The following is a 16,377-nucleotide window of genomic DNA, read 5'->3' as shown; positions in this document are numbered from 1 at the left end:
ACGGCGACGGTGGAAGCGATGGCGGATTTGGGCGTAGCATGCATGGCGGACTCCTCTCGTGATCCCGTGTCCTGAAGGCTAAACCCTTCAGTCTGGCTCATTGAAGCCGTGTGGCGACACGAGGGGAGTCCATTCGATCATGCAAGCCGACCACCACTTCGTGGTGACGGCTTAACTCAGGCGTTAGGCCTGGAGGAAATCATTGCAGCGCTTCTCGGCCCCACCCTGGTGGCTACGCTCGTCGCGGAGTTTCCGCTCGTTCAGCCGCATCTGTGCGACAGCCAAATCCCACCGGTTGTCTATCTGTCTGGCGTACTCATGTTTGTCGCCGGCCTCGCGGTTGTCCGGGCACACAATCTCTGGTCGCGCAATTGGACCGTTCTCGTCACGATGACCGGGTGGTTCCTCCTGGTTCTGGGTCTGGTTCGCATGTTTGCCGCCAGTCAGTACCATCAAGTCGCAGCAGGCACCCGTTCAACCGTGTTCATGCTGCTGGAGGGCGTCCTCCTGCTCGTCGCACTGATCATCACCTATCAAGGCTATCGTCGTGAGCCCAAGCAGCATGCGTAACTCACCTCAGCGAATGCCGCCTGACCACTCCGTCAAGGGGACCTGAATCGCCCCGGCTTTCCCGGAGGCTCCAACCTTTGAGAGGATGGAGTCATGAAGAAGCCCAACAAGTATGCCCCGGAAGTACGAGAGCGAGCAGTTCGGATGGTGCGCGAGCACCAGGCTGAGCACACCTCGCAGTGGGCGGCGATCGAATCGATTGCTGCCAAGATCGGCTGCACGGCGCAGACGCTGTGCAACTGGGTTCGGCAGGCCGAGCGCGACCAAGGGTCGCGTGCCGGTCTGACGACGGCGGAGCGAGAGCGCGTGAAGACGCTGGAACGCGAGGTGAAGGAGCTACGCCAGGCCAACGAGATCCTGCGCAAGGCCAGTGCGTATTTTGCGCAGGCGGAGCTCGACCGCCGATCCAAGTGATGACGCGTTTCATCGATGAACACCGGTCGATGTACGGGGTCGAGCCGATCTGCAGGGTATTGCCGATCGCCCCGTCGACGTATTACCTGCACGCGGGGCGCCGCGCCAATCCGACGAAGCGACCGGCGCGTCTACAACGCGACGCCGCGTTGCTGCCGCAGGTCAGGCGCGCGTGGGAAGAGAACCAGCAGGTGTACGGGGCGAGGAAGGTCTGGAAGCAGTTGCAACGTGAGCGCTGGGTCGTGGCCCGTTGTACGGTTGAGCGGCTCATGCGAGAGCTGGGCATCGTCGGCGTGGTCCGTGGAAAGGCCGTTCGTACGACCAAGCCCGATCCCGGGCGCCCGTGCCCGCTGGATCGCGTGAATCGGCAGTTCAAGGCCGAGCGGCCCGATCAGCTATGGGTGAGCGACTACACCTTCGTCTCGACGTGGCAAGGGTTCGCCTACGTGGCCTTCGTGATCGACGTCTATGCACGGCGCATCGTGGGCTGGAAGGTGTCCGCTGGCCAGCAAACGCAGTTCGTGCTGGACGCACTGGAACAGGCGCTGCATGCGCGAAGTCCGGCGAACCGACTGGTTCATCACAGCGATCGCGGTTCGCAATATGTATCGATCCGCTACACCGAACGACTGGCCGAGGCAGGCATCGAACCATCGGTCGGCAGCGTGGGCGACAGCTACGACAATGCACTCGCCGAAACAATCAATGGCCTGTACAAGGCCGAAGTGGTGCACCGTCAGTCGTGGCGCAGCCGCGAGCAGATCGAACTGGCGACCTTACAGTGGGTCGACTGGTACAACCATCGCCGCCTGCTCGGCTCCATCGGATACATTCCTCCAGCAGAAGCCGAAGAAAACTATTATCGTCAGCACGAGTCCGCCATCGAGGTGTGACTCAAACCAAACAGCCTCCGGGATTTCCGGGGCGATTCACATCGGTGCCTTTGACGGACCGAGTCTCATTGGAGTGGCGGGGCTTGAACGCGAGGCAATGGCGAAGCTCTCGCACAAGGCCGGCCTATGGGGCATGTACATCGCCCCCAGTGCGCGAGGTCGAGGTATCGGCGCAGAGTTGATTCAGACAGCACTGAATTACGCAGCCTCCGCATGGGGCGTTCGGCAGGTCAACCTGCGCGTCAACACGAGGAACCAGTCTGCGGTTGCGCTCTATTTGAAGCTGGGCTTCGTTCAGTTCGGTCTGGAGCATGACTCCCTGCTCATCAACGGTGAGTACCACGATGAGTATGAAATGGCATATGTCGTGCGCAGTGAGGCATAACGTCCCAAACGTGTCCGTCATGGACGGGCACCGCAACGGAGCCGGCGGCTCGCTGCGTTTTGCACGCACCTGTCCGGGTCCGATGAAGCGGTTGCGATGGCCGGATTGAACGCGGCAGGGGAAGGTGAGTGGCTCTGCTCTCCAGGTGCCTCGGGTGCGGCCCAACCATTGATGTATGGACTCCCGAAGGCCATTCGGTCATGTGCAGGCCACGGCGAATCGGCACGATGTAAGATCACACCGTATCGCGGGAGCGGGCGATCAGCTCAAGCGCTTGTCAACGGAGGGAGGGCATCGTGACTTTGCCAATACGCAAGCAGATCGTCGGATTCGTTGCGTGGCTTGCGGTGAGCTTTGTTGCCGCGGCCATTGGCGCCGCCGCATCCATCCAGGCCGGTCCGTTCTACACGCAGCTCGTCCGCCCGGAGTGGGCTCCGCCACCCGCCCTGTTTGGTCCTGTCTGGACCGTCCTCTATGCGCTCATGGGTGTTGCAGCGTGGCTGGTATGGCGCGTCGGAGGCTTTCGGTCTGCCCGTGTCGCCCTCGTTCTGTTCCTCGTGCAACTCGCACTCAATGCGTTGTGGAGTTGGCTGTTCTTCGGATGGCACTTGGGTGGGGCGGCATTCGCGGACATTGTTCTTCTTTGGGCGCTGATCGTTGCAACGATGGTTTCATTCTGGCGCGTCAAGCCGTTGGCGGGTGCGTTGCTCGTTCCGTACCTGCTGTGGGTAAGCTTTGCCTCCGCGCTCAACTGGTCCGTATGGCAACTCAACCCGCAGGTGCTGGGCTAGCCGCGCGGGTTGCCACATTGCGTTCGAGCCTGTATTGCAGCGTGTCGCGCGCGGTATTGCGTGCCCAATCCGCGTCGGACCGTTGCCCGTTCGCCACGGAAAGGGATAACGTCCGGCGCACGCAGCGAGGGGAGTCGACATGGTCAAGGCACCGAAGTGGTTCACGGCGACGGCGATCGTCGCGTTGCTCTGGAACCTGTTGGGGTGCGCCGCGTTCTACGCGGATCTGCGCCTGACGCCCGATGACATGGCGAAGCTGAGTACGGCGCAGCAGGCGATGTATGCGTCGCGACCGGCGTGGTCGGTGGTGGCGACCGGCGTGGCGGTTGTCGCGGGCGCGCTGGGCTGCATTGGACTGCTCGTGCGCACGCGCTGGTCGTTGGTGCTGTTCGTGCTGTCTCTGATCGGCGTGGTGGCGCAGGACGTTTCCCTGTTCGCGATGACGAATGTGGCTGGCGCCGTCGACGCGACGGCGTATGTGTTGCAGGGTCTCGTACTGGTGGTGGCGGTCGCGCTCGTGCTGCTCGCGCGCCGGGCGATCAAGGCCGGCTGGTTGTCGTAGCGGATCGGAGAAACGACGATGAAGGGCGCCACGTCCTCCGAGGTGAAGAACGGCGATGCCTGCGCGGTCGTCGGCGGCACGCACAAGGGCAAGTCCGGCGTCGTCGAGGATCGCAACACGAGCAAGACCGGCCACGTGACCATTACCGTGCGCCAGGCCGACGGCGAGCGCTTCAAGACCCTCGCGGCCAATGTCGTCGTCACGCGTTCCGGCTAGCGGCGTGCGCGCTTCGTCGATGCGCGTTGGCGGAGTGCGGCGATGAGTCTGGCGTTGCTCGACAACATCTTCTGGCACAGCCTGGTCGGTCCGCAGGCGAAGTTCGCGGCAGGGGAGGGCGTTGCGCGCCGGTACGCGCGCGGGTTCTCGCCGATCGCCGCTTTCGCGGATGCAGGGCAGCCCGACTTCGCCGCGTTGCTGCCGTACTGCGACGCCGACGAACATTTTTACTGCGATGGCTGGTCCGGCCCGGCGCAGGCCGGCTGGACGATCGAGCGCGAGTCGACGATGTTCAAGATGGCGTGGCAAGGCGCAACGCCCGCGAGCGACGAAGCACCCGACGCGATCGCGCTCGGCGCAGAGCACGCCGAGCAGGCGGTCGAACTCGCCGCATTGACGCGACCGGGGCCATTCGGCCTGCGCACGATCGAGCTTGGCGACTACTTCGGATACTTCGAGCACGGCCGTCTCGTCGCGATGGCGGGCGAGCGCTCGCAGGCCGGGACGCTGCGCGAGATCAGCGGCGTGTGCACGCATCCGGACGTGCAGGGACGCGGCTACGCACGCCGCCTGATGGCGAAACTCATCCGTCGACAGGTGCTGCGCGGCAAAACCCCGTTCCTGCATGTGATGTGCGACAACACGAGCGCGCACACCTTCTATGCACGGATGGGGTTCGCGTACTACCGACCCTCCGTGGTGCGCATCGTTTCGCGCCGATGAAGCCGCGTCGCGTGGAGTCTGCCTGGCGCGATGGCGCCGATGAGCCGGGCAAGCTCGGCCCTACCGGGGGCGTACCAGCGTGCGCAGCCTCATGGTGCGCCATCGAATCCGTTCGCGAAGATGCGGTCGTCGACGACCTGCAACGCGTGCGTGGTCGTGGTCAGCGCGAGGGGCAGGTCGGCGGCGGTGATCGCGCCGTTCTCGTCGACATCGAGGTAGAGCGACACCAGCAGGTCGTAACTGCCGGACGCGAGCGTGGCCGGCGTGTGGAAGTCGCGCGCGATCGCGTGGCTGCCGGTTGCAAGGCTGAGCGCTGCGTCGTGGGCGGAATCGTCGATGTAGCCGACGCCGCTGCGGTACAGGCTCGCGCCGATCAGCAGGTGCGCGTGCGCCGCGCCGGCGGCGTTGCTGGCGGACGCGTCGATGTGCACGGTCGCGCCGGGCGCGATGCCGGCCGGTTGCGCGGACGCGCCGGACAGGCCGAGCGGTGAGGTCATCTGCGCCGTGCGCTGGCCGGTGCCGGCGCCGTTGTCGTTAAAATAGTGGTCGACGATCCACGGCCAGCGACGCGCGCTGGCGTCGATCGCCCAGCGCTGCGTGCCCCACTGCGACATGCCGCGGCCGTGGCCGAAGCAGCCGTGTCCGGCGCCGACCGCATCGGCGAGGCAGGGCCAGCCGGTCGCGGGCGAGCCGGCGTAGCCGTCGCCGCAGGAGAGGTCGCTGTTGCTGCAGGAGAGGCCGTCGCCGGGATCGTCCCAGCTGTTGTTCTCGGCCGAGTACTCCGCCGATGCGGCCTCGCTGCCGCTGCGCGTCAGCATCAGGCCGGGCGTGCGCGCGATCGCGTTGTCCGTGCTGCTCGAGGTGCCGGCGTCGTTGACCTGGCAACACGCGCTCGAGCAGATGTCGAAATTCGCATTGATCGGATGTGCGACGCGCCAGGCGCCGTAGCTGCGATACGCGATGCTGCCCGCGCGCAGGCTCTGCGTGTTCCAGCTCGCGATCCACTCGCTGTCGAGGCCGCGCCGCACGTAGGTCTCGAGCGGCAGCACGCAGGTGTGGTTGCACGACCCGCTGCAGCACGACTGGGTGCAGGCGGCGTCCGCATAGCCGACTGCGATGGCTTCTGGCGGAAGCAGCGCCGGCGCGAGGCTCGCCGCGGTTCCCGGCATCGCCATGCGCGGCAGCGGCGCGGCCGTGTCCACGGTTCCGTCGCCGACGCCGTCCGCGCGGTCGCGCGCACCGAGTTCCAGCGTGCTGCGCGCCGCGCTGTTGCCGCCGAACGCGAGCAGCAGGCGCTGCACGCCGGCGATACGTGCGATTCCGCTTCGCTGGAGATCGGCATAGCCGGCCGCGTGCGCCTCGAGCGTCGAGGTGTCCGTCACGTCCGCATCCGCATCGACTGCGTCGAGTTCGATTTCGAAGTAGCCGACCTCGTCGCTGCGCGTGCTGCGTCCTTCGATCGAAAGCGACACGTCGGCGAGCGCTCGGCCGTCGAGCGTATCGCGTACGTATCCCTGCAACAAGCGCGCCCGCGGATCCCGCGCGGCGCGTTGCGCGAGCCGTACATAGGCCTCGGGTTCCTCGACCGGATCGAGCAGGACCGTGGTCGGCATGTCGCGCGAGTCGATGGCGATGTCGACGCGTCGGTGCGCGACTGCTTCGACGCGCAGCCGGCCGCGCAGGGCGGCAGCGGGGTAGGCGCGCAGGCGACCGTCGGCCATGAACTCCGCAGCGTCGCCGTCGAGCGGCTGCATGCGCGCCTGCAATGGCGCGCCGGTCAGCGCATCGCGGACGGCAAGTTCGCCTGCGTGCACGTGCAAGCCGGAAACGAAGCACAACACAGCGAAACACCAACGCTCGATCGCCACCGCACGCCCTCCCTGTCATGGGCGCATTAAGCCCGCATTCCCGCGCGTGGCGCAATGCGACGCGAGCGATCGGCGCTGTAGGAATACAGCGCGCCGGCGGCGCCCGGGTCGGGTAGGATCGGCGAATCGGGGCGGCGCGCTGCATGTGCGCCGTGCCGGGTCATCCAGCAGACCAGGGGGTCATCATGTCCATCGCATTGCGCGCGCTTTCCGGGGCGCTTCTCGCCGCTTGCCCATTCGTTGCATTCGCTGCTGCGCCGGACGGCGCCGATGGTCGCGCCGCGGGCGCGCGCGCTGCGACCGTTCCTGCAGCGGTACCGGTGCCGAAGGCTACTGCGCGCACCGATGCGGGCAGTTCGCCGCAACCGAACGACCAGGTCATCGCGGACGACCTGATCGTGCAAAGCTCCCTCTGCGTCGGCTTCGACTGCGTCCTCGACGAGGACTTCGGCTTCGACACCCTGCGGCTCAAGGAGAACAACACACGCATCGTGTTCTTCGACACGTCGACCGGCACGTTTCCGGCCGACCACTGGCAGCTGACCGCGAACGATACGGCCTCGGGTGGCCTCAACCGGTTCTCGATCGAGAACCTCACCGCCCTGACCATACCGTTCACCGTCCTCGGCCATGCACCGACTGATTCGCTGGTCGTCTCCGCGGTCGGGGATGTCGGCATCGGCACCGCGGCGCCGGCATTCGACGTCCACGTGCAGCGCACCGACACGCCCGGCATGCGCCTCGACCAGACCAATGCCGGCGGATTCACGGCGCAGACCTGGGACGTCGCCGGCAACGAGGCGGGCTTCTTCGTGCGCGACGTGACCGGCGGCTCGCTGCTGCCGTTCCGCATCCGCCCCGGCGCGCCGACCTCGAGCCTCTACGTGGCCGCGAGCGGCGATGTCGGCATCGGCACCGGATCGCCGGCGGCGAAGCTCGATGTCAACGGCGACATGCTCGTGCACGGCACCATCGCGCAGCTGTCGAGCCGCACCGCGAAGGAGCACTTCGTGCCGGTCGACGGCAAGGGCGTGCTGGCGAAACTCGAAGCGATGCCGATCAGCAGCTGGAACTACCTCGGCGCCGGCGCCGACGATCGCCATCTCGGTCCGGTCGCGGAAGACTTCCACGCCGCGTTCGGCCTTGGCACGAGCGATCATTTCGTCGCGCCGACCGATCTTGCAGGCGTCGCGCTCGCGTCGGTCAAGGCGTTGCAGGACGAAGTGCGCGAACGCGACCAGCGCATCGACACGCTGGAGGCGCGCCTGCGCGAGTTGGAGGACATCGTCCGCCACGGCCGGCGCTGAGGAGATCGCCATGTTGCGCATCTCTCCAGCCTTGCAGGCGGTTTGCGTCCTGCTGTTCCTCATGCATGTCGCGCCGGCCGCGGCACGCGTGCTCACGCTGACGAAGCAGAGCGATGCCACCGCGATCGTGCAGGACGCGACCGACGGCGACACGGCCGCGAACTCGTTGGTCAGTCCGCAGGACCGGTTGTTCATCGAAGGAGGCGCTCTCGCCGCCGATGTCGCGCACGATCTGATCTATGCCGCGAGCCTGCCGGATCCGGCAGGCGCCGCAGCCGGTACAGCGCATGTATTGCTGGTTGGCGCGTACGGGAGCTCTCCGATTCCTTCGGGCTCGATGGCCGCACCGGCGGGGTTGTACTTTTCCGCACTCGCCTTCGATGCGCCGAGCTCGAGCGTGGTCGGCATCGTGTCCGATCGGACCGGCGCCACCTCATCGCAGGTGTTCGCGGTGCCGACCAATGGCGGGACCGCGTTCGGCGTGCCGGGGTACATGGCCGCTGCGCCCGGGTGTTGCAGCCTCACGCGCGGCGTCGCCGCGTGGCGCACGTCGACGCGCGAGTTGTTCGCGGTCGGCCGCAATGCCGGCGACAGCGAGGACCAGCTGCTGCGCTTCGACGTCGGCACCGGCAGTGCGTTGCCGGATGCGTATCCGATCGCTGGCGACCGCGTCGTCGCACTCGCGGTAGACGCGCAGGACGGCACGCTGTACGCGCTCGCGCGCAGCACGCTCGCCTTCACCTACCTCACGCGCATCACCTACACCACGCCGGGCACACCGGTGACGCTGTCGGCGATCGGCAGCGCGCCGGCCGCCTGCTGCTACGTGGCGGCTGGCCCTGCCACGATCGATGGCGCCGGAAGCGCGCGCGCGTTGTATGCATTGACCCTCGATGCCGCGGCGCCGGCGGGCATGCAGTTGAGCCGATTCGATTTCACCAGCGGCAATCCGGTCATCGTCAACGCCGCGATCGAAGGCTACGGTTTGTGGACCGATGCCGCCGCATCGCTCGATCGCATCTTCGCCGACGGCTTCGACTAGCGCGCGCGGCATTCCCCTCGGCGCATCGCGAGAGGGGATCACGGTGCGCCAGGGCGCACCCTACCAGTCACTGTTGGCTTGAAATGGCGCTTCGGAACGGTGGAAAACGTATATGGAAACTAAAAAACATGCGCTGATGAAGGGCGCAATCATGTCAATGACGATTCTCTGTGCAGCGCCGTCATTCGGGACTCCTTCCATTTCGGACAGCCCGCATACGGTCGATGTGGAGTATTTTCGAGGGGACTCTTTGCATCTGGTCTGCGATGCGAAGATGCGATGCGATACTTCGGTTGGAATATACGGTCGGTCATTCACGATCCGAAAAGAAAGCCTTGGCTCTCTCGGTACCATAGACCCCGAACATCTCTCGTTGATTCCGTACAGCAAGGACAGCCTCGCGTACACGATCGAGTTGGAAGTAGCCTGCTCTGATCAAGAGGTCAATCGTTGGGCCGGTTCCGAGAAGAGTAGAAGGCTGGGCAATCTGCATTGCTACGCATCGGTGTTTGCAGAGGGCTCGAAGATCGTGAGAATCGACCGATTCCGTGAGGAAAACACGCCGGTCGATTGAGAGTCGACAGGATCCGGCCTTGGCTTCATTCAGCTTTTCTGGGGACGGTGGCTCCGCCATCGCGGCAATGGTTGATCGTCGTGGTTGTCCTTCTGTGCAAACGGTGCGTCAAGGCGTGGATTAAAGGTCACCATGCAGCACCTGCAATGCAGCCAGCGCAGCCAGCCCCGCGGTTTCGGTGCGCAGGATGCGCGGCCCGAGGCGCAATCCGCGGAAGCCCGCCTGCGCGAGTGCGGCGAGGTCGTGGTCGGACAGTCCGCCTTCGGGGCCGACCGCGAGCGTCACCTGCGCGCCCGGCGCTAGATCGCGCGCGCTCGCGTCGCCATCCGGATCGAGCGCGAGGCGCAGGCCGGCATCTTCGCCGAGTGCCGCGGCCCAGTGGGCGAGCTTGACCGGTTCGTCGATGCGCGGCAGGCGGTTGCGCCCGCACTGCTCGCACGCGGACGCGAGCACCGCCTGCCAGTGCGCGAGGCGACGTTCGGCGCGGTCGGCGTCGAGCTTCACCTCGGTACGGTCGGTGACCAGCGGCACGATGCGCGTGACGCCGAGTTCGGTTGCCTTCTGCAGGATCCAGTCCATCTTGTCGCCGCGTGCGATGCCCTGGCCAAGCGTAATGCGCAGCGGGCTCTCGCGATCGGCGAACTCGGCCTGTGCGAGTACGCGGGCGGTCACCGCGCGCTTGGCGAGCGAGGCGATCTCCGCGGCGTATTCGTTGCCGCGGCCATCGAACAGGCGCAGCGGATGGCCGCGGTCGAGGCGCAGCACGCGCGCGATGTGCTCGCCGGCCTGGACCGGCAGATCGACGTCGCGACCGGGTTGCAGCGGTTGCGGGACATGGATACGGGGAATGCGCATGATGGCTTTCGTGACACCGGCGATATTCAGGTTGCGCGCGTCGCGCTGCCGACGGCGCACAGTAACGCGCGCGGCGCGGGCTGTGTAGTGGCACCAACCTCCGCCAGTGCTTCCGTCTGAAACCCGTCGCCCTGAGTGCGGGTCCGAGGGGCGGTTTCGAAGGGCATGAGTGGTTCGCGGGGCGTTTCGACTTCGCTCGCTGCCGCTCGCTGCGCTCAACGCGAACGGAACGGGGTTTGAACCTGTTCGCCCTGAGCGCAGGCCGCAGGCCGGAGTCGAAGGGGCTTGGAGGGAGCGCGCGCGTTTCGACTTCGCTCGCTGTGGCTCGCTGCGCTCAACGCGAACGGAACGGGATTTGAACTCGTTCGCCCTGAGCGCAGGCCGCAGGCCGGAGTCGAAGGGGCTTGGAGGGATCGCGGGCGTTTCGACGTCGCTCGCTGTGGCTCGCTGCGCTCAACGCGAACGGTTCAGGGGAACCCGCATCCGCAACACGAACGGGTGGGGGAACTCTCCGCAACGCGCGTGGGATCTTCGCGATCGCGTTTCAAGCCGAGGCAATACCGCACTGCCGTCGCGGTGGGATCCGCGCGTGAGGCGTAGTACATTGGTGAAGGGGCACTCGACGGAGAGATGGAGATGGGCGTGCTTGCGTGTTGCCTCTGGTGGTTCCTGTGCGGCGTGCTGGTCGGTTGGCTGCTCAACTGGCTGCTGTCGAGGTTCATGCGCCGCGATCGGCCCGCCCTGCCGGGCGATACGCCGGACGCGCGCTATCCGGTCGCGCCGCATGACGCGGTCGGTTCGCGCTTCGAGCCGCTGCCGCCGATTCCGGCGGAGATACCGTCCGCCGCGCCGCCTGCGCCTGCTGCCGTGTCCGCATCGGCCGAGCCGCCGACGCGACCACCACCGTCACGCGTCATCGACGTCGGAGCCGCGCGCAGCGCCGGCTTCAACCTCAAGCATGCGGACGACCTCACGATCATCGAAGGCATCGGTCCGAAGACCGACGAACTGTTCCGCAGCCACGGCGTGACCGGCTTCGCGCAGCTTGCGCAACTCGCCACCGCCGACATGCTGGCGATCCTCGACCAGGGGGGACCGCACTTCAAGTTCGCCAATCCCGTTTCGTGGGCGCGGCAGGCGTCGCTTGCGGCGGAGAACCGCTGGGCCGAACTCAAGGCCTTGCAGGATGAGCTGATCGGCGGGGTTGGTCCCGCCGACCGCCACTGAACCCCTGGAGCGCGTGATGAAACGACTGCTCGACGAGCCGCGCCACACGCGCTGGACGTGGGTCATCGCAATCGTGCTGGCCTTGCTGTTGCTGCTGCTCTGGCTGCTCGGGCGCGGTCCCGCTGGCGCCGCGGCCTGTTGCGGCATTCCCGCGATGCACGCGGCGAGCGCCGTGGCGGCGGCTCCAGCCAGCGAACGCGGCGCATAGATGTCCGGTCACGACCAAGCCGGCTCTTCCGTGCGCTGGCGACGGTTCGCCGGGAGTGCGCTGGCACTCGTGCTGTGCGGCCTGCTGCGGGTCGCGTCGGCGACTTCGTCGCTGTCGTTCGATGGCGGCGGCTACGTCATCGACCTCGAGATCGGCGACGACGCCAAGCCGATGGTCGCGGCCGTGCATTTCCATGCACCCGGCGATGCGCAAGGCGTCGTGCTCGCGCGCGAAACGTGGCGGGTGATCGCGTTCGAACCGCGCAGGCAGCGGCTGGTACTGCAGCACGATGACGCTGCGGCCGTGCCCGCGTTCAGCCTGTCGGTGCAGCGCGGCGACGCCATGCTCGTGATCGACGGTCGACGCGTGCACGCGTCGTTCGACTGGGGCGCTTGACCCTGCCGGCTGTTCCGGAATCCACCGAACTCAATCGAAGCCATCCTCGAAGATCCGGTCGGGCGCGAACACGCGCACGATGCCGTTGTTCATGCCGACCGCATCGTCGTGGTTCGGTGCGCCGGCATAGACGTGATCGCCGACGAGCGCGACGCCGCGACCGAGATCGTCGGCGCCGTGCGGCACGTCGGCCATGTCGAGCCGGTCCTGCGACCAGACTGTCGTGCCCATGAAGTCGAACTCCTGCAGCACGAGTACCCGGCCCTCGTTGTCGACGAGCCCGTCCCAGCCCGGGCAACCCATCGCGAGCACGCCGTCGGCCTCGCGCCGCGCACTCAGCGACGCGCCGCAGAGATCGCCCGCCGCGGCGTTTCCAGGGAACACTTCGGTATCGAATCCGTAGCCGATGATGCCGGTCGAAACGAACACGGACACCGAACCGGTGCGCCCGACGCCGCTTTTCACGCGCCCCGGACCGCCGACGTAGATGTGCGTTTCATCGAGCGCGACCGAGCCGCCGAACGCGTCGAGGAAGCCGGGGTTCTGCGCCTTCAGCGTGTCGAGCTTGGTGATGACGCCGTTGATGGGCACGTAGACATAGGCCTCGCCGGCAAGGGACTGCGCGCCCTGCGCGATCGCAGGTGCGCCGGCGATGAGCACGTAGAACGTCTGGCTCGCCGAGTACAGCGCGAGGCTCGCGCCGAGCTTGCCGCCACTGCCGCCGCTGCCGCACGCGGCACCGCCATAGGTGTGGGTGCTGCCTTCGTGATAGTCGATGCGCACGCAGCCGTCGCCGTCGTATTCGTCCGGCGTGCCGCTGGCGATCCATGCGCCGTTTGCAAGCGTCGAGCCGCCGACCGCGACGCTCGTGGCGAAGTGCGTGCCGTCCTGCTGCGACACGCGATAGCCGGGCGCGTACGACTGCAGCACCGGCAGGGCGTCGCCCGGCGCATCGCGCGTCATGTCCTGGAACACATGCATCGCGCCACTGTCCACATGTCCGCCCGGATAGTCGTAGTCGGGTGCGCCGATCGCGACCACGCCCTCGTGCACCGCGACCGCCGCGCCGAAGTGCGCGCCGTCCTGCGGATTCGGCGCCGTGAGCGTCGCCACCACGTGCCAACCGCCGATCGGCGTCAGCACGTACACCTTGCCGGCGCCGGGATGGTCGGCGCCCGCGGCCGTCACCTTGGCATTCGGCGCGCCGACATACAGCGCCCTGATCCGGCCATCCGCGCGGATGTCGGCGGCGACGGCCTTGCCGAAGCCGAGACCGTTGGTCCCGGTGGCGACATCCACTGGCGAAAGGCTCCGCTGGTACGGCCACGCGGCGGCGAGCGGGCCGGCGATGGTGAGCGCCACCGCGATTGAAGACAGACGACAACGAAGAGAGACGGACATCGGCAGTTCCCGGACGGCCTCCATCGGGCCTTGTCATGTCAGGAACACCGCAGCGCGGTGAAGCGAACAGGAACGCGACGACACGCAAGCGCCGCGCGCCGCATTCCCCTCACCCCAGCCCTCTCCCGCAAGCGGGAGAGGGGGAACAGCGGCTCGCGCGCGGGAATGAGGGGAACAGCGGCTCGCGCGCGGGAATGAGGGGAACAGCGGCTCGCACGCGAAGAGGAGGTTGAGCCGCTCTCTCGCGAGCGGAGACGACGAACGCCAGGTCGCGCGCCTTTTCACCTCTCCCGCCTGCGGGAGAGGTCGACGCGCACCGCGCGGCGGGTGAGGGGAAGCGAACCCGGGCGCAGGCCAAGTGAGGGAACAGCGTCTGCAGGTGGAAGGGCGTCCACACGGCCGGTCGCATGTCGTACCCTCACGCCCTTCATACGGAGGTGACATGAGCAAACGCGGCTGGATCCTGTTCCTCGCCCTCAGCGTGATCTGGGGCGTGCCGTACCTGCTGATCCGCATCGCGGTGGCCGACATCGATCCGCTGATGGTCGCGTTCGGTCGCACCTCGATTGGTGCGCTGCTGTTGTTGCCGATCGCGCTGCGCGAAAAGGTGCTCGCGCCGGCGTTCCGGCAGTGGAAACCGTTGCTGCTGTTCACGCTGGTCGAGATCACCGGGCCGTGGCTGCTGCTCGGGCATGCGGAAACGCGGTTGACCAGTTCCACCGCCGGCCTGCTGATCGCGGTGGTGCCGATGATCGGCGCGGTGATCCTGACCTTGCTCGGACACGACCGCTTCGGTGCGCGCCGCCTGTTCGGCCTGGGGCTCGGCTTTGCCGGCGTGGCGGCGCTGGTCGGCCTCGATTTCCAGATGTCGAACCTGCCCGCGGTCGGCGCCGCCGCATTGACCGCGATCGGCTACGCGATCGGCCCGATCATCATCGACCGCAAGCTCGGTGGCGTGCCGCCGATGGGCGTCGTCACCGCGTCGCTGATCGTCGCGGCGCTGTTGTATGCGCCGTTCGCGCCGTTCTACTGGCCCGCACAGGTGACCGCCGCCGCCGCGTGGTCGGTCCTCGCTCTTGCGATCTTCTGCACCGCGATCGCGTTCCTGCTGTTCTTCGCGCTCATCGCCGAAGCCGGACCCGCGCGCGCGACCGTCATCACCTACATCAATCCCGCCGTCGCGCTGCTGCTCGGCGTGCTGGTGCTGCACGAGCCATTGACGATCGGCATGGCGATCGGGTTTCCGCTCGTGATCCTCGGCTCGATCCTCGGTACGTCGAAGTCGCCGAAGGCGACGCCTGGCAAGGACGCCGCATTCGCGGGATAACGCATGCGGCTGGTCTCGCCGAACACGCGGCATGCGTCGATTCGACGAATGTGGTCGGCTTGACCGCGTTTGGGCCGCGCGCGCACGATATCCGTTGTCGCTCGCTTCCCGGGGCATGCATCTGTTACGCGAGATGAGCATTCCAGGAATGGATACATGCGCAGAGTGCGGAACGCAGTTCCCGACGCGCTCCGCGATCGAAGGTTTGGGCCTGACTCCCTGAAGGAACCCGGAGACACCCACCATGCACGTGCTTTCGATCCTCGTACTCCTTTTGCTCGCCCCGCTATCGTTCGCGACCGCGGCACAGGATCGCTTCGCATGCCAAAGCAATGGCAGCGAACTTCATCAGCTGCGGATCTACGAGCTCAATCGCAGCAACAAGGACGCCTTCCACCGGCGTTTCCACGACCATGCACTGCGCATCATGAAGCGGCACGGCTTCAGGATCATCGACATGTGGGAGAGTGATACCGGCAAGAAGGTCGAGTTCGTGTACCTGCTGTCGTGGCCGGACAAGGCCACCATGGATGCACGCTGGAAGGATTTCCTCGCGGACCAGGAATGGATCGACATAAAACGGAAATCGGTTGCGGAAAGCGGAGAACTGGTCGGTGAGGTCAGCAGCCGATCCATGACCCGCGTCTCCTACAGCCCGGCATGTCCCCGGCAGTGAGTGGTGCGCCGCCTGACTATTCATTCGAGTCGACGTGGATAGCTGGAGCAGAGACCAAAATGGGTTGTCCCGAATGAGAATCCCGAGGTCGCAGTAGAGTGATTTACTACGCAAGCGGTGATGAAATACGGGCTGGCGATCAGCTCTGTCCCGGTTTCCAGTTGAGCGGACAGGTTTCGCGTGTGGTCGTCGTCATTCCCACGGCGGAAGCGGTCGAAGGCTACGTGGGCTCGGACTGGACGTACCTGGAGACGGGCGTCATGGTGGAGCACATCAACGCAAGCGGTGCGCATCTCGTTCACTATCCGGCCATCGACGAAGATTTCGAACTGCTTTGCCGCGCGTCGGATATGTAGTCGGCGGAGTGCGGCATGATTCCAAGGCGACCGGAACCCAAGCCCAATGCCTCGCTCCGCCCTCGTCATCCTCGTTCCCGAAGCCGAACCCATGGTCGCTGCGCTGCGCGAGCGCTTCGATCCATCCGCGAAGGTGGGCGTGCCCGCGCATGTCACGGTGCTGTTCCCGTTCGTTCCGCCGGAGCAATGGTCGGACGCGGTGATGGCGGCGGTCGCCGATGCGATACGCGGTGTCGATGTGTTCGACTTCCGCTTGTCGAAGGTCGGTCGTTTTCCGGCCACGGCCTATCTCGTGCCCGAGCCGGCCGCGCCGTTCGTCGCGCTGACGCAGCGCGTGGTCGAACGTTTTCCCAGCCATGCGCCGTACGGCGGCGCGCACGCGGAGATCATCCCGCACCTGACGGTTGCCGATCGCGATGCCGCCAATGCGGTCGTTGCAGCGGCGGCGCTGGATGCGCGGCTGCAGACCGATGGGGCGATCGCGAGCACGTGCCGCCGCGTCACGCTGCTGGAGCACTCGTCCGGCGTGTGGCGCGAGGTGCGAGCGTTTGACCTTGCACCTGGCGACGTCGGCGTGGGGTAGTGC

The 16,377-nt window shown here is 66.5% G+C and carries 20 protein-coding genes and 1 other annotated feature; of the genes, 17 read left to right on the top strand and 3 right to left on the bottom strand.

The genetic code is table 11. From position 1 onward, the window contains the following. Window positions 1-228: 228 nt before the first annotated feature. The 7 genes from ACILRJ_RS12490 to ACILRJ_RS12460 all read left to right on the top strand — a co-directional run bounded on the left by ACILRJ_RS12490 (window position 229) and on the right by ACILRJ_RS12460 (window position 4,554). A complete protein-coding gene (locus tag ACILRJ_RS12490) occupies window positions 229-570 on the top strand; it encodes a hypothetical protein (protein WP_395683515.1) in 342 nt (113 codons plus the stop codon). A gap of 93 nt (window positions 571-663) precedes the next feature. Further along, a protein-coding gene (locus ACILRJ_RS12485) for an IS3 family transposase (RefSeq protein WP_395681472.1) occupies window positions 664-1,877 on the top strand; the annotation gives its coding sequence in 2 pieces (ribosomal slippage) (window positions 664-949 and window positions 949-1,877; 1,215 coding nt in all). After that, window positions 942-1,058, top strand: a sequence feature (AL1L pseudoknot). It overlaps the preceding gene by 117 nt. Next, on the top strand, window positions 1,786-2,262 hold the full coding sequence (locus tag ACILRJ_RS12480) for a GNAT family N-acetyltransferase (protein WP_395683526.1): 477 nt from the start codon (window positions 1,786-1,788) through the stop codon (window positions 2,260-2,262). The genes ACILRJ_RS12485 and ACILRJ_RS12480 overlap by 92 nt, the downstream gene beginning before the upstream one ends. A gap of 302 nt (window positions 2,263-2,564) precedes the next feature. Continuing rightward, window positions 2,565-3,053 carry a TspO/MBR family protein gene (locus ACILRJ_RS12475; protein ID WP_395683525.1) on the top strand — a complete coding sequence of 163 codons (489 nt, stop codon included), beginning with the start codon at window positions 2,565-2,567 and terminating at the stop codon, window positions 3,051-3,053. A gap of 139 nt (window positions 3,054-3,192) precedes the next feature. Next, on the top strand, window positions 3,193-3,615 hold the full coding sequence (locus tag ACILRJ_RS12470; RefSeq protein ID WP_395683514.1) for a hypothetical protein: 423 nt from the start codon (window positions 3,193-3,195) through the stop codon (window positions 3,613-3,615). Window positions 3,616-3,633: 18 nt separating this feature from the next. After that, a complete protein-coding gene (locus tag ACILRJ_RS12465; RefSeq protein ID WP_395683513.1) occupies window positions 3,634-3,831 on the top strand; it encodes a KOW motif-containing protein in 198 nt (65 codons plus the stop codon). A gap of 42 nt (window positions 3,832-3,873) precedes the next feature. Beyond that, window positions 3,874-4,554 carry a GNAT family N-acetyltransferase gene (locus tag ACILRJ_RS12460; protein ID WP_395683512.1) on the top strand — a complete coding sequence of 227 codons (681 nt, stop codon included), beginning with the start codon at window positions 3,874-3,876 and terminating at the stop codon, window positions 4,552-4,554. An 89-nt stretch (window positions 4,555-4,643) separates the two neighbouring features. Here ACILRJ_RS12460 and ACILRJ_RS12455 read toward each other — a convergent pair whose 3' ends face one another. Then, the gene (locus tag ACILRJ_RS12455) at window positions 4,644-6,368 is read right to left on the bottom strand and encodes a SpoIID/LytB domain-containing protein (protein ID WP_395683511.1); all 1,725 of its coding nucleotides are present in this window, start codon (window positions 6,366-6,368) and stop codon (window positions 4,644-4,646) included. Window positions 6,369-6,607: 239 nt separating this feature from the next. Here ACILRJ_RS12455 and ACILRJ_RS12450 point away from each other — a divergent pair, with 239 nt between their 5' ends. From ACILRJ_RS12450 to ACILRJ_RS12440, 3 genes are all read left to right on the top strand, one after another. Beyond that, entirely contained in the window at window positions 6,608-7,729 is a 1,122-nt protein-coding gene (locus tag ACILRJ_RS12450) for a tail fiber domain-containing protein (RefSeq protein WP_395683510.1), read from the top strand. 10 nt (window positions 7,730-7,739) lie between these two features. Then, window positions 7,740-8,771 carry a hypothetical protein gene (locus tag ACILRJ_RS12445; protein WP_395683509.1) on the top strand — a complete coding sequence of 344 codons (1,032 nt, stop codon included), beginning with the start codon at window positions 7,740-7,742 and terminating at the stop codon, window positions 8,769-8,771. Window positions 8,772-8,883: 112 nt separating this feature from the next. After that, window positions 8,884-9,345 carry a hypothetical protein gene (locus ACILRJ_RS12440; RefSeq protein ID WP_395683508.1) on the top strand — a complete coding sequence of 154 codons (462 nt, stop codon included), beginning with the start codon at window positions 8,884-8,886 and terminating at the stop codon, window positions 9,343-9,345. A 120-nt stretch (window positions 9,346-9,465) separates the two neighbouring features. On the opposite strand, the gene ACILRJ_RS12435 is transcribed toward ACILRJ_RS12440, so the two are convergent. Then, complete coding sequence (locus tag ACILRJ_RS12435; protein WP_395683507.1) at window positions 9,466-10,200, bottom strand: 16S rRNA (uracil(1498)-N(3))-methyltransferase; 735 nt, start codon at window positions 10,198-10,200, stop codon at window positions 9,466-9,468. Window positions 10,201-10,836: 636 nt separating this feature from the next. Between ACILRJ_RS12435 and ACILRJ_RS12430 the strand changes: the two genes are divergently transcribed. The 3 genes from ACILRJ_RS12430 to ACILRJ_RS12420 are packed head-to-tail and all read left to right on the top strand — an operon-like array spanning window position 10,837 to window position 12,031. Continuing rightward, complete coding sequence (locus tag ACILRJ_RS12430; RefSeq protein ID WP_395683506.1) at window positions 10,837-11,427, top strand: hypothetical protein; 591 nt, start codon at window positions 10,837-10,839, stop codon at window positions 11,425-11,427. 16 nt (window positions 11,428-11,443) lie between these two features. Beyond that, complete coding sequence (locus ACILRJ_RS12425; RefSeq protein WP_395683505.1) at window positions 11,444-11,635, top strand: hypothetical protein; 192 nt, start codon at window positions 11,444-11,446, stop codon at window positions 11,633-11,635. Continuing rightward, window positions 11,636-12,031, top strand: coding sequence for a hypothetical protein (locus ACILRJ_RS12420; RefSeq protein WP_395683504.1), 396 nt, complete (start codon window positions 11,636-11,638; stop codon window positions 12,029-12,031). Between the two features lie 30 nt (window positions 12,032-12,061). On the opposite strand, the gene ACILRJ_RS12415 is transcribed toward ACILRJ_RS12420, so the two are convergent. After that, entirely contained in the window at window positions 12,062-13,432 is a 1,371-nt protein-coding gene (locus ACILRJ_RS12415; protein ID WP_395683503.1) for a hypothetical protein, read from the bottom strand. Window positions 13,433-13,874: 442 nt separating this feature from the next. Between ACILRJ_RS12415 and ACILRJ_RS12410 the strand changes: the two genes are divergently transcribed. The 4 genes from ACILRJ_RS12410 (at window position 13,875) to ACILRJ_RS12395 (ending at window position 16,374) form a co-directional block, all read left to right on the top strand. Further along, entirely contained in the window at window positions 13,875-14,759 is an 885-nt protein-coding gene (locus ACILRJ_RS12410; RefSeq protein WP_395683502.1) for a DMT family transporter, read from the top strand. Between the two features lie 244 nt (window positions 14,760-15,003). Then, entirely contained in the window at window positions 15,004-15,435 is a 432-nt protein-coding gene (locus ACILRJ_RS12405) for an NIPSNAP family protein (protein WP_395683501.1), read from the top strand. A 98-nt stretch (window positions 15,436-15,533) separates the two neighbouring features. Then, on the top strand, window positions 15,534-15,791 hold the full coding sequence (locus ACILRJ_RS12400; protein ID WP_395683500.1) for a hypothetical protein: 258 nt from the start codon (window positions 15,534-15,536) through the stop codon (window positions 15,789-15,791). A 46-nt stretch (window positions 15,792-15,837) separates the two neighbouring features. Beyond that, complete coding sequence (locus tag ACILRJ_RS12395; protein ID WP_395683499.1) at window positions 15,838-16,374, top strand: 2'-5' RNA ligase family protein; 537 nt, start codon at window positions 15,838-15,840, stop codon at window positions 16,372-16,374. The last annotated feature ends 3 nt before the right edge of the window (window positions 16,375-16,377 follow it).

Source organism: Dokdonella sp., from assembly GCF_044227025.1.
Lineage (GTDB): Bacteria > Pseudomonadota > Gammaproteobacteria > Xanthomonadales > Rhodanobacteraceae > Dokdonella_A.
The sequence above is the reverse complement of the archived record's forward strand: the minus strand, read 5'-3'. Positions and strand labels throughout refer to the sequence as shown.